At 45.5% G+C, this 12,511-nt stretch carries 10 protein-coding genes and 1 pseudogene; 8 read left to right on the top strand and 3 right to left on the bottom strand.

All coding sequences use genetic code 11. The annotated features are described in order from the left end of the window. Positions 1–108 precede the first annotated feature (108 nt). The 4 genes from M2125_RS08220 (at position 109) to M2125_RS08205 (ending at position 3,907) form a co-directional block, all read left to right on the top strand. Entirely contained in the window at positions 109–1,239 is a 1,131-nt protein-coding gene (locus M2125_RS08220) for a Re/Si-specific NAD(P)(+) transhydrogenase subunit alpha (RefSeq protein WP_277542030.1), read from the top strand. Positions 1,240–1,267: 28 nt separating this feature from the next. Next, positions 1,268–1,606, top strand: coding sequence for a proton-translocating transhydrogenase family protein (locus M2125_RS08215; RefSeq protein ID WP_076023745.1), 339 nt, complete (start codon positions 1,268–1,270; stop codon positions 1,604–1,606). Between the two features lie 33 nt (positions 1,607–1,639). Continuing rightward, on the top strand, positions 1,640–3,007 hold the full coding sequence (locus M2125_RS08210) for an NAD(P)(+) transhydrogenase (Re/Si-specific) subunit beta (protein ID WP_076023744.1): 1,368 nt from the start codon (positions 1,640–1,642) through the stop codon (positions 3,005–3,007). 108 nt (positions 3,008–3,115) lie between these two features. Beyond that, the gene (locus M2125_RS08205; RefSeq protein WP_076023743.1) at positions 3,116–3,907 is read left to right on the top strand and encodes a hypothetical protein; all 792 of its coding nucleotides are present in this window, start codon (positions 3,116–3,118) and stop codon (positions 3,905–3,907) included. Between the two features lie 77 nt (positions 3,908–3,984). On the opposite strand, the gene groL is transcribed toward M2125_RS08205, so the two are convergent. Beyond that, complete coding sequence (gene groL, locus M2125_RS08200; RefSeq protein WP_076023742.1) at positions 3,985–5,637, bottom strand: chaperonin GroEL; 1,653 nt, start codon at positions 5,635–5,637, stop codon at positions 3,985–3,987. Positions 5,638–5,665: 28 nt separating this feature from the next. After that, the gene (locus tag M2125_RS08195) at positions 5,666–5,956 is read right to left on the bottom strand and encodes a co-chaperone GroES (protein ID WP_076023741.1); all 291 of its coding nucleotides are present in this window, start codon (positions 5,954–5,956) and stop codon (positions 5,666–5,668) included. 317 nt (positions 5,957–6,273) lie between these two features. On the opposite strand from M2125_RS08195, the gene M2125_RS08190 reads away from it, so the two are divergent. From M2125_RS08190 to dacB, 4 genes and pseudogenes are all read left to right on the top strand, one after another. Further along, positions 6,274–7,101 (top strand): diguanylate phosphodiesterase, encoded by an 828-nt coding sequence (locus M2125_RS08190; RefSeq protein ID WP_076023740.1) that lies wholly within the window; start codon positions 6,274–6,276, stop codon positions 7,099–7,101. Beyond that, complete coding sequence (locus M2125_RS08185) at positions 7,101–7,724, top strand: response regulator transcription factor (RefSeq protein WP_076023739.1); 624 nt, start codon at positions 7,101–7,103, stop codon at positions 7,722–7,724. The genes M2125_RS08190 and M2125_RS08185 overlap by 1 nt, the downstream gene beginning before the upstream one ends. A 2-nt stretch (positions 7,725–7,726) precedes the next feature. After that, positions 7,727–9,898 carry a response regulator gene (locus M2125_RS08180; protein ID WP_083657519.1) on the top strand — a complete coding sequence of 724 codons (2,172 nt, stop codon included), beginning with the start codon at positions 7,727–7,729 and terminating at the stop codon, positions 9,896–9,898. A gap of 29 nt (positions 9,899–9,927) precedes the next feature. Beyond that, positions 9,928–11,469 (top strand): annotated as a pseudogene (dacB, locus tag M2125_RS08175) (D-alanyl-D-alanine carboxypeptidase/D-alanyl-D-alanine endopeptidase). Here dacB and M2125_RS08170 read toward each other — a convergent pair. Next, positions 11,415–12,509: an L-threonylcarbamoyladenylate synthase gene (locus M2125_RS08170; RefSeq protein WP_076023738.1), complete on the bottom strand. Its 1,095-nt coding sequence runs from the start codon at positions 12,507–12,509 to the stop codon at positions 11,415–11,417. The pseudogene dacB and the gene M2125_RS08170 overlap by 55 nt on opposite strands. Positions 12,510–12,511: the final 2 nt, after the last annotated feature.

Raw genomic sequence — 12,511 nt, 5'->3', positions numbered from 1 at the left:
CATTTTGGCAAAGACCAAGCTATTGGAGAGCAGGGTAAGTGGATGGGCAATATTTTGCCTATTTAACTAAAATAGATTCTTTAAAAAATTTGTACTTGGAGACATGCCATGCGCATAGGAGTGCCACTTGAAATTAGGTCCGGAGAGACGCGAGTCGCCGCAACACCGGAAACCGTTAAAAAACTCATTGGCCAAGGCCATCAGGTAGTCATCCAAAAAGATGCTGGTGTTAGAGCAAGTCAGCCAGACTCTGCTTATGAGGCCGTTGGCGCCACCATTGGTTCAGCAGCAGATGTATTGGGCGCTGAAATCGTCTTGAAAGTACGTGCACCTGAAAATACTGAGCTGGCACAAATTCAATCTGGCAGCGTGCTGATTGGCATGCTCGATCCATTTGATAATCAAAATATTGAAGCGATGGCTGCTCAAGGCATCACCGCCTTCTCGCTGGAGGCCGCTCCAAGAACGACTCGTGCGCAAAGCATGGATGTACTCTCATCACAAGCGAACATTGCTGGCTATAAAGCCGTGATGATTGCTGCTAATGAGTATCAGCGCTTTATGCCAATGCTGATGACTGCAGCTGGTACGGTTAAAGCGGCGCGCGTACTGATTCTCGGTGCAGGTGTTGCTGGTTTGCAAGCGATTGCAACCGCTAAGCGCTTAGGCGCTGTGATTGAAGCATCCGATGTACGCCCTGCTGCTAAAGAGCAAATTGAATCTTTGGGCGCTAAGTTTGTTGATGTCCCTTATGAAACCGATGAAGAGCGCGAAATCGCTCAAGGCGTGGGTGGTTATGCCCGTCCAATGCCAGAAGCATGGATGAAACGTCAAGCTGCACTGGTTGCTGAAAAAGCCCAACAGGCCGATATCGTGATTACCACTGCTTTAATTCCGGGTCGTAAACCGCCAGTCTTGTTGCATAGCGAAACTGTGATGCAAATGAAACCAGGTTCCGTGGTGATCGACTTGGCTGCGGGCCGTGGCGACAATGGCTCAGGCAATTGCCCACTCACTCAAGCTGACAAAATTGTAGAAAACAATGGCGTCAAGATTGTTGGTTACACCAATCTAGCGAGTATGGTGGCTGCGGATGCTTCTGCACTGTATGCACGTAACTTGCTCGATTTCATGAAGCTGATTGTCGACAAAGAAGCCAAGCTTGCCATTCCAAGTGATGACGATATCGTTACTGCTTGCTTGATGTGTCGCGATGGTCAGGCTGTTCGCAAAAACTAATACAGAATATTCAAACTAAGGAAATACTATGGATCTCGCTGCTTTTCAAAGCATCCTCACAGTCCAAAACATCACTGTTTTTGTGTTGGCTATTTTTGTTGGCTACCACGTGGTTTGGAACGTTACGCCAGCATTGCATACGCCCTTAATGGCGGTAACCAACGCCATCTCTGGAATCATCATTGTTGGTGCGCTATTGCAAACTGAAGTCATTGGAGGCGATGACATTACTTTGACCAGCGTCATTGGTGCAATTGCCGTATTTTTGGCATCTATCAACATTTTTGGTGGCTTTATGGTCACCCGCCGCATGCTTGAAATGTTCAAGAAAAAAGCCCCGAAGGCTGACGCGGCCGGAACCAAATAAAACCAGAAAAAGACCAATCGAGAGACCAAACTCATGTCAAACCTTACCGCTATTTCGTATCTCATTTCTTCGGTGTTGTTCATTCTCGCGCTGCGCGGCTTGTCTTCACCAACCACTTCACGCCAAGGCAATACCTTCGGCATGATTGGCATGTTGCTCGCTGTGATCACCACTTTCTTTGTGGCTGATTTCAAACCAGCGTTTTCCTTAATTGCTGGAGCGGTTGTGGCTGGCGCCATCATTGGTACCTTAGCTGCAAAACGTGTACAGATGACCAAGATGCCAGAGCTCGTTGCGCTCATGCACTCCTTCGTTGGTTTGTCTGCTGTGTTGATCGCAGTGGCAGCGGTATTTAATCCTGCTCACGACCATACAGGCGCACAGAAAATTGAATTGTTCATCGGTGCATTTATTGGCGCAATTACCTTTACAGCTTCTGTTATTGCTTTCGGCAAACTCTCCGGCAAAGTGAGTGGCAAACCAGTCAGCTTTGGTGGACAGCATTTGCTCAACCTCATCATGGCAATTGCCATGATTGGTGCCGGCGTCACGTATTACATCACTGGTAGCCATGCCGCATTCCTAGCAATGTGTGCTGTTGCCTTGGTATTGGGTGTGACATTGATCATCCCGATTGGTGGCGCCGATATGCCAGTGGTTGTATCGATGCTCAATAGTTATTCAGGATGGGCTGCAGCTGGTATTGGCTTCACATTAAATAACCCTGTATTGATTATTGCTGGTGCTTGCGTAGGTTCTTCGGGCGCAATTCTGTCTTACATCATGTGTAAGGCGATGAACCGCTCTATCCTCGCCGTATTGCTAGGCGGCTTTGGTGCTGAAGCAGCTGCAGGTGGTGGCGATGATGGTGGCCCTAAGAACTACAAAACTGGCTCTCCAGAAGATGCTGCTTTCCTGATGGAAAATGCAGATACAGTCATCATCGTGCCTGGTTATGGTTTGGCTGTTGCCCGTGCTCAGCACGCTCTTAAAGAATTGACTGAAAAGCTCACTCACCATGGTGTGACTGTGAAGTATGCAATTCATCCGGTTGCAGGCCGTATGCCTGGACATATGAACGTATTGTTGGCAGAAGCTGAAGTGCCTTATGACCAAGTGTTTGAGATGGAAGACATTAACAGTGACTTTGGTCAAGCTGACGTAGTGTTAGTGCTTGGTGCAAACGACGTGGTGAACCCAGCCGCTCGTACGCCTGGCAGCCCTATTTTTGGTATGCCGATTTTAGAAGCATTCAAAGCCAAAACAATTATTGTGAACAAGCGCTCCATGGCTGCTGGTTATGCTGGTCTTGATAACGAACTCTTCTACATGGATAAAACCATGATGGTCTTCGGTGATGCGAAGAAGGTGGTTGAAGAGATGGTTAAAGCAGTGGAGTAACAACAATACTAATATCAAGTCATAAAAGACCGCCTTCGGGCGGTTTTTTATTGCAGTTGCTCTTAAATGTACTTATTCTTAGGGCAACAACAAATAAGAGGGCACTTCATGTACTACACGCTTGGCAATCACATTGACTTGCTCCCCTATGCGCCTTATTTCTTTTTAGCTTCAATTATTGTTTTTTTGCTAGCGGGCTGGCTATTTGGTCGCTATCGCCTGAGATCTTCCTCAACCGTCATTGTCAGAGATTCCCTAGCTACCGCTATCTTTGGCCTGACTGCGCTTGTATTGGGATTTAGCTTTAGCGGCGCCAATGAACACTTTGACAATCGCATTCAGTTGCTGCGTAAACAGGCTGCTAGCGTAAGACAAGTTTATGAGTCAACTAAATATTTAAATCCCATGGATAGAGCGGCTACCCAAGCTGCCTTAATCAGATTGGTTGATATCCGGATGGCTGCCTTTCAAAACATCAAGAAAATGGATGACTTAAGTGACAACCTAGATAAGTTGAGTGACCAACTTGCTAAAACAAATGAAGCTGTCACACTTGCCATCAATCGATCCCCCGCCACGACAAAATTATTAGCCGATCAAATATTAAAGCCGCAACTGAGCAATCTGGTGAGTGATATTGGGGATGGCATATTAAATGCGAAACGTCACCCGCCGGCCATTATTGATCATTATTTATTGCTACTTCTTTCTGTTGCGGCTCTATTAACTGGCTATGCGATGGCTGCAAAGAAGGAGGAGGATTGGTTTTTGACCGCTTTATATATGTGCGTGATGGGCTTTACTTTGTACGTCATTTTTTCATTGGAATACCCGAATCTATTTTTTCCAACAGAGCAATTCAATCAAGATTTCATTCGCTTTAAAGACTCATTGCACTAAGAGCGAATAAAAAAACGCCTGGTCTTTTGAACCAGGCGCTCTTGCTTCTACAGCGAACTTGCTGTGGAAAGCGGCAATTACATCATGCCGCCCATACCACCCATACCGCCCATACCACCCATATCAGGCATGCCGCCGCCAGCAGACTCATCCTTTGGCGCTTCGCAGATTGCGCAGTCAGTGGTCAACAACAATGCGGCAACAGAAGCTGCGTTTACTAATGCAGTTTTTGTTACTTTAGTTGGGTCGATCACGCCTTGAGCTACGAGGTCACCGTATTCGCCAGTTGCAGCGTTGTAACCGTTGTTGCCTTTGCTTTCTTGCACGGCATTCACGACAACACCTGCATCTTCACCAGCATTGCTGACGATCGTACGAAGTGGCTCTTGCATTGCGCGCAGCACGATGCTGATACCAGCGTCTTGATCAGAGTTATCGCCTTTCAAGCCCTTGATACCTTGCATTGCACGAATCAAAGCAACGCCACCGCCAGGAACAATACCCTCTTCTACCGCAGCGCGCGTAGCATGCAATGCGTCATCAACGCGGGCTTTCTTTTCTTTCATTTCAACTTCAGTAGCAGCGCCAACACGAATCACTGCAACACCGCCTGCCAACTTAGCAACGCGCTCTTGCAATTTTTCCTTGTCGTAGTCGCTAGTCGCTTCTTCGATCTGAACGCGAATGTTCTTCACGCGCGCTTCGATTGCTTTAGCATCGCCAGCACCGTCAATAATGATGGTGTTCTCTTTGCCAACTTCGATGCGCTTAGCTTGACCTAAGTGCTCAAGAGTAGTTTTTTCGAGTGTGAGGCCGATTTCTTCAGCAATGACAGTACCACCAGTCAAAATCGCGATATCTTCTAACATTGCTTTACGACGATCACCAAAGCCTGGAGCCTTCACAGCACAAGTCTTGATGATGCCGCGAATATTGTTCACAACCAAAGTTGCCAAGGCTTCGCCTTCAACATCTTCTGCAATGATCAACAATGGACGACCAGACTTCGCTACTTGCTCGAGTACTGGGAGCAAATCACGAATGTTAGCAATCTTCTTGTCAAACAAGAGCACGTATGGGCTTTCCATAATGGCAACTTGTTTTTCAGGTTGGTTGATGAAGTATGGTGAGAGGTAGCCACGGTCAAACTGCATACCTTCAACTACTTCGAGCTCGTCTTCTAAAGACTTGCCATCTTCAACAGTAATGACACCCTCTTTACCTACTTTTTCCATTGCTTCAGCAATACGCTGACCAATGCTGTAGTCGCTATTAGCTGAAATAGAGCCAACTTGAGCGATTTCTTTGGTAGTAGTGCAGGGCTTGCTGATTTTGGCGAGTTCTGCAACAGCAGCTGTAACTGCTTTATCGATCCCGCGCTTCAAATCCATTGGATTGTGACCTGCAACTACGTATTTCATACCTTCACGAACGATGGACTGAGCCAATACGGTAGCAGTAGTAGTACCGTCACCAGCGATGTCAGCAGTTTTAGAAGCGACTTCCTTCACCATCTGAGCACCCATGTTCTGGAGCTTATCTTTGAGTTCGATTTCTTTTGCTACGCTCACACCGTCTTTAGTAACGATTGGACCACCGAATGAACGCTCCATGACTACATTGCGACCTTTTGGTCCCAAAGTTGTTTTCACTGCGTTTGCAAGAATATTGACACCCTCAACCATCTTGGTACGGGCATTGTCTCCAAATACAACGTCTTTTGCTGCCATGATTAAATTCCTCTCTTAAATACCGAAATTACTTCTGAACAACAGCCATGATGTCGTCTTCACGCATCACGATGAGCTCTTCGTTGTCTACTTTGACTGTTTGGCCAGCATATTTACCAAACAACACGCGATCGCCTACTTTGACGTCGAGTGCATTTAATTTGCCGCTCTCATCACGCTTACCTGGACCGACTGCCAATACTTCACCTTGGTCTGGTTTTTCAGCGGCAGCATCGGGAATAATGATTCCGGAAGCAGTTTTTGATTCTTGATCTAAACGTTTAATGATTACGCGATCATGTAAAGGACGCAGATTCATTCCTTCTCCTATGTTAGTAAGTGTTAACTAATTAAAAAAACAATAAAAATCAATAACTTGTAATCTCTTCACACGGAAGCTAGGGCTAAACTACCAAGAATCCAGCTTTTTTAGCACTCGCATGTAGGGAGTGCTGATTATATAGGTCTACCTTTGAAAATTTCAAGGGTGCGTACCCATAATTTGATCAAGGTATTTTGCGCTTCCTATACTGGGGACAAGCGAGTAAGTCTTTTCCTACAGACAAATCATCCTTACACCCTTACCGCTCCACTCCGTCCTGCCTAGACTGGATGACTACCCACTGGAGAATGCTGATGAGCCCGAAATCCCGGCTGTACACGCTTGTAAAGGCATGGAAGAACAAACCCTTCCAAGAAGTACGTGATGCCTGTGGCGACCATTGGCTCGGTTTAAGTGATCAAGCCCTTGAGCAACATGATTGCTGGTCACAACGCCAGGCAATTAGCCATGAACCCATTTTTAATGCTGGAGGAACAAAACTCACCGGCTCGCTATTTAGGCCTTTACTCACAGCTACAGATACACAACTACTGAGATTGTTTATGGAAGGTCTCGATACTATTTCTTACTGGTATCGCAGTGGACGCCCTATTCCCGGAATCCTCCCCATCCCCACCCATGCCTTAATCTCCAATCATTACATCGATGCCTTAAGCGATCTGATTCTGAACTCCCGCCTACCGGTCGGTTTAGTTTCTTTGGGAATTCAAACCTTACCAAATGCAGAAAAAGCATTTGCCTTTAAGGAAGGTCTATTGCGCCTGCGGCGTTTAGGCATCTTGCTTCATCTCATGGACTTTATTGGTACGGCGGAACAATTTCTATTTCTAGAGGAAATGCAGCTAGATGGCCTGCATATTGAAATGGGGCAGTTTCGCAATCAAGCCCTGCCGATTGCTGTAATTGAACAAGCCAAAAAATGCTCGGCTCAGATTTATGCAAGCAATCTCACCTTGCGGATTGATTTAGAAAACGCAAGCGCTCTTGGAATTCATCATTGCTATGGGGGACTCATGATGCCTCCGGTAAGCCGCCACCAAACTTTACACATTAACGATAGTCGAATCGCTAAAGCCATTTTTTCGCTGCACCCTCATAAAAACCAAAACGGAGACAAGTAATGAGAAAACGCGTGATGTTGGTAGATGACCATCCAGCAATGTTGATGGCTTTAAAAAGCATGTTGCAAGACCAATTGCTATTTGAGATAGCAGGTCAAGCCCAGAATGGAGAGGAATGTCTCAGATCCATTAAGGAGCTTAATCCGAATATGGTGATTTTGGATATTGATATGCCAAAGACAGATGGCTTTGATGTCATTCGGCGTATTGGCTTAATGTACCCAGACATTCGCATTCTGGTCTTGTCTAGCTTGGATGAAGCGGTCTATGGTGGCAGAGTCAGATCACTGGGAGCGCATGGTTTTGTCAATAAGACTGCTGGAGCGGACGTGATTCTAGCCGCTTGCGTTGCCATTTCGCAAGGCTATAACTTCTTTACGCATGGTAAGAATGGCAATAGCTCCTTGAGTGATAACGATAAGCTTGCCCTCATTTCCGATAGAGAGCTACAGGTAATGAAATATTTAGGCAAGGGCAACACAAATCAACAAATTTCTGACATCCTACACATCAGCAATAAAACAGTTGCCACTTACAAAACAAGGGTATTTGATAAATTAGGTATTAACAATATTGCTGATTTGATATTGTTCTGCCGCATGAATCACATCATCGAAAGTTAATCATGCGCGTGCATCGATTCATTCTTGGAGTGATGGTATTTTTTACATTAGTGAGTAAAACCTCGCTTGCTAATTCACTTAACCAGAAGGAACAAGAATGGATCAATGCTAATCCGATTGTGTACTTTAGCATTCATGAAAATCATGAGCCCGCCAGCTTTAAGCTCATCCTAGATAGGCTAAATCAATTTACTCAACAAGAATTCCATCCCAAGTGGCGCAGCTCAGATGCCCAGGTGTTTACACAGCTTGCCAATGGCGAAGTACATTTTGTTATCGATCCACCTGCCGTCTATCAGGAACTATTGTTGCTGGGCTCTTTAACCAAAGCCTTATTTTGGAGGCATGATGATTTAAACGCCAATACTTTAGCCTACCGCTGGCTGATTGCCCATGAAGCCAAGACACTTCATGATGTGCTAGAGCAATTCTCAAAGGGGCTTGATCCAGCAGAGTTAGATCAACTCTTTGCGATTGCCCCACAAGCATTACCCACACGTTTTAGTCAGTGGCAGACAAGCACCCCATGGATCTTGAACTTTTTTTTACTTGCTGGCGGAATATGGGTTTTATGGCGTCTGCACAACAATCAACTAGTTCATCAAAATCAGACCAAAAAACTCATTCGATCTAAAGAACTAGCGGAAAAGGCAAATGCTGCAAAGTCAGCATTCTTGGCCACTATGAGCCATGAAATTCGAACGCCGATGAATGCCATTTTAGGAATGCAAGAATTGCTACTTAATAATCAAAAGCTTCCAGCTAGCGAGCGCCCTTTGCTCAAAAGCGCTCATGCTTCAGCTGAATCCCTCCTTGGCATGCTCAATCAAGTCTTGGATCTTTCCAAAATTGAGGCTGGCAAACTTACCCTTAATTTAGAGCCCTATTGTTTAAAAAACTTAATTGATGATATTCATGCTGCATTTACTACCGTGGCGATTAAGCAAAATTTACTCTTAAACACCATCATTGATCCCAGATTGGCTCCTGTATTAATGATGGACCCTTTGCGTTTACGCCAAATCTTGCAAAACCTCATCAGTAATGCCATTAAATTTACAAAAGAGGGAGAGGTGTATTTCTCGATCACTGTGTTGGCAGATGATCATGCTGGTCAACTCATCGAGTTTAGAGTGCTTGATACGGGCATTGGTATGGCAAAAGCAGAGATTGCACAGGCCCTGCAAGCTTTTGAACAAGTACCCTCTAAAGCCGAAGTGAATTTAAATGAACAACAACGTGGCACAGGACTAGGACTCACAATCACCAATCATTTAATCAAGTCGATGAATAGCCAACTCTATTTTGAAAGCGCTCCCGGCTTTGGTAGTAACGTTTATTTTTCAGTTGCCTTTCCGAGAACCTGTACAGCCACTCTAAAGACGAACTCTAGTTCAGATAGTCGCTCAAGAGCACAGATACGACTTTTCAAAGGTCAGCCAGGCCATTCAGGCTTAAGAGCACTTGTTGTGGAAGATCATCCTGCAAGCCGCCAAGTACTCTCTCTTCAATTAGAGGCTTTAGGTATTGCAGTGCAGGTTTGTGAAAATGCCCAACTTGCCTTGCAAATGCTAAGGGAGAAGCGTTTTGATATTTTGCTGACGGATCAATCGATGCCGGGTATGCACGGATCTGATTTGGCAAAGCAAGTCCGCGCCCTTGGTCAAAATGAACTCGTGGTTATCGGAGTCACTGCCGATATTTATGCGCTTGAGGCTCGCCATCAATTTTTATCTTCTGGCATGAATGGGGTACTCATTAAACCACTCAGTTTAAGCGCTCTTGAAAATGAGTTGGGGCGATACTTCACTAGCAAGGTAAGCACTACCTTTGCCCAAGTTGGGGAATATTCTTTTGACGCCTTTGTTAGCTTACTAAAAGAGAATCCAAAACATGTGATTTTAGTTTTAGATGAAATTATCAAGGTACATGATGATATTTTGCTTGAACTAGCAGATGACTCAACTGGGGATAAATTAGATGAGATGCAATTTAAGAGCATGGTTCATAAAGTAAAAGGTGGTGGACAGCTTTTGGGTGCCAAGCGATTGATTGAAGGCTGCGAAAAACTGGACCAGCCAGGCAATCTAAAAGAAAGAGTGGCTCACTTCATGCAACTCTTGGAGGCTGAAAATAAAAACATCAGGCAATATCAAGCGCGCTTTAATAGCTAGACTCATGCCAGGGGTTTATCCTATGACTTATGGAAATCTTTAAATCCCATTTTTTTCTAACTGTTCTTTGGCTGGCTTTTAGCTCTCTTGCTTATGGAGCGGGCCCTGAGCTGGTTTCACAAGACACGGCTTTGCAATACATTCCTAAAAATGTTGCAGCCAGCTTAGAAAAGAATCAAATTCCTAAGGATGCCATTAGCATTTCTGTCATGGAGGTAGAGTCCAGTCACCCGGGCAAGCTTGGCTCTAAAACAATGCTGGACTGGCGCGCAAGCCAAGCCATGAATCCAGCCTCCACTATGAAGATTCTGACCACCTTATCAGGCTTAGATCTCTTAGGACCACAGTACCGTTGGCGTACAAATGTATTTACTGATGGGCAAATTAGCCAAGGCACACTGAAAGGTAATCTTTACTTACAGGGTACGGGCGATCCAAAACTAGTTCCCGAAGAACTCGCCCGTATGATGAAAAATCTTCAAGATTTAGGAATCCAAAAAATCGATGGCAATTTAGCATTCGATAGAAGTGCATACGCACAAAGCGTGATGGAAGCAGGCACGATTGATGGTGAATCATTGCGCGCCTATAACGTGACTCCAGATCCCCTACTCTATGCCTTTAGGACGCTCTCATTTCAATTGGGTAAATCATCAACTGCTGACTTTATTGACATCAACTACACACCAGCTTTAGCGCAGCTCAAAATTCAAAACCAATTACGCCTGACTAATAAAGCTTGCGATAACTGGAAAAAAGATATTCATTTTGAGTTAACGCCAGAAGCACCTAACAGCACCCAAGCCATGACTGCTAGATTCTCGGGGGCATTTCCATCGAACTGCAGTAGTGCAATCTATAACGTAGTTGCTATTGATGCTAATACATTTTTAACGCAGGGCTTTGCTGCTGCCTGGGAACTAGCGGGTGGCACTTGGGTGCAGCAACCCAGCGGCAAAAGTGGCACCGTCCCCATTACAGCAAGACCACTCCTGCAATTTGAAGGGAGTGCACTGTCGGACGATGTGCAGGACATCAATAAATATTCCAATAACGTCATGGCCCGTCAGTTGATGTTGACCTTGGCCTTAGAGAAGATGGGCAAACCTGCAACCACTGAGAATGGTGAAATTGTCATACAAAGTTGGCTCAAAAAAGTAGGTCTGTCTTTTCCGGAACTCATCATCGAAAACGGTTCGGGCTTGTCTCGCAATGAAGTCATTTCAGCGGCGCACATGAATTAGCTATTACTCACAGCACGCAATCTTCCCGTTGCTGAGACTTTCTATAACAGCCTGCCTCTCGCTGGGGTAGATGGGACGATGAAAAATCGTCTCATGATGCAGTTGCGTAAATTTTTATACCTCAAGAAAAAGCCGGAAGCGCATATTAAAACCGGATCACTTGCTGATGTTAGGGCAATCTCAGGTTATGTCACGAGTAAGTCTGGAAAGATGTACCTTGTTACATCATTCATTAATCATCCTAATGCCTGGAAAGGCATAGAGGCACATGATCAATTACTGACGTGGCTCATGGAAGATGGACCCGAACCAAAACAGGCACGTTGAAGTCGATCACGAACACCATCCCAATCTTGACCAGCAGGTGGCTCAGGAAACAAAATGAGGTCCCATCCCTGGGCATCTAAATCACGTAATGTTCGATAGAGTTTGCTTGCAAAGGCTGCACTATCGCTTGGCACCAAAATTTCTTCAAAATTCACCGAAGGATGACCATCCTCACTTAGCGAAGATTCAGAATCCCAAACAGCTACAGCCACTCTTGATTTGGTGTCGGTAAATTCGCTCAAAGCATCGAGCACCCGCCCCGGGCCATACATGCGTAAGGGTGTACTTGGTGCATAGTGGGCTCGCAAGCTGCCTGATACTCTTGGCAATGCATTATCTTGGACCGTCTCATCTTCTTTAACCAGCTCGCCAGGTTTATAAACCCGAATACCTGTCTTTTCAAAGATAGCTTGTGGAGTAATGACACCTGGTCTGAGCAAAACAGGATGTTCACCCGAAGAAAGATCAATGATGGTGGACTCAATGCCAACATCACAGTCGCCACCATCCAAAATCATCAGATCTACCATGCCCTCGAACTCACTACGAACATCTGCAGCGCTGGTGGGCGATACTTTTCCAAATCGATTGGCTGAGGGAGCAACCACCCCACCCTTAAATTGACGTAATAGCGCTTGCGCTACAGGATGGGCAGGAGCCCTAATCGCCACCGTGTCCTGGCCGCCCGTTAATTCATATAAAACACGTTTATCTTTTTTGAAGACCAGTGTTAATGGTCCGGGCCAATAAGTACTAATTAATTGCAGCGCCTCTTCAGATAAATCGCGTACCCATGGACTCACTAGCGCAGCCCAATCTACTTGCGCCACGTCGAACTTTTCCGGAGCAGCTAAATGAACAATTAAAGGATGGTTAGAAGGTCTTCCTTTGGCGGCAAATATCCTCTTAATCGCTTCTGGATTGTGCGCATCTGCACCTAAGCCGTAAACTGTTTCCGTAGGAAAAGCGACTAGTCCACCATGGCGCAAGGTTTGCACCGCTTCATCAATGACTGCTGCTGTTTGTGGTGCCGTGGGCATTT

The sequence above is a fragment of the Polynucleobacter sphagniphilus genome, assembly GCF_029892205.1.
GTDB classification, from domain to species: domain Bacteria; phylum Pseudomonadota; class Gammaproteobacteria; order Burkholderiales; family Burkholderiaceae; genus Polynucleobacter; species Polynucleobacter sphagniphilus.
The sequence above is the reverse complement of the archived record's forward strand: the minus strand, read 5'-3'. Positions and strand labels throughout refer to the sequence as shown.

Coding starts and splice junctions, on each gene's coding strand:
- M2125_RS08180 (WP_083657519.1), top strand. CDS start 7,727: ATGCGCGTGCATCGATTCATTCTTGGAGTGATGGTATTTTTTACATTA.
- M2125_RS08210 (WP_076023744.1), top strand. CDS start 1,640: ATGTCAAACCTTACCGCTATTTCGTATCTCATTTCTTCGGTGTTGTTC.
- M2125_RS08205 (WP_076023743.1), top strand. CDS start 3,116: ATGTACTACACGCTTGGCAATCACATTGACTTGCTCCCCTATGCGCCT.
- M2125_RS08170 (WP_076023738.1), bottom strand. CDS start 12,509: ATGCCCACGGCACCACAAACAGCAGCAGTCATTGATGAAGCGGTGCAA.
- M2125_RS08215 (WP_076023745.1), top strand. CDS start 1,268: ATGGATCTCGCTGCTTTTCAAAGCATCCTCACAGTCCAAAACATCACT.
- M2125_RS08185 (WP_076023739.1), top strand. CDS start 7,101: ATGAGAAAACGCGTGATGTTGGTAGATGACCATCCAGCAATGTTGATG.
- M2125_RS08190 (WP_076023740.1), top strand. CDS start 6,274: ATGAGCCCGAAATCCCGGCTGTACACGCTTGTAAAGGCATGGAAGAAC.
- M2125_RS08220 (WP_277542030.1), top strand. CDS start 109: ATGCGCATAGGAGTGCCACTTGAAATTAGGTCCGGAGAGACGCGAGTC.
- M2125_RS08195 (WP_076023741.1), bottom strand. CDS start 5,956: ATGAATCTGCGTCCTTTACATGATCGCGTAATCATTAAACGTTTAGAT.
- groL (WP_076023742.1), bottom strand. CDS start 5,637: ATGGCAGCAAAAGACGTTGTATTTGGAGACAATGCCCGTACCAAGATG.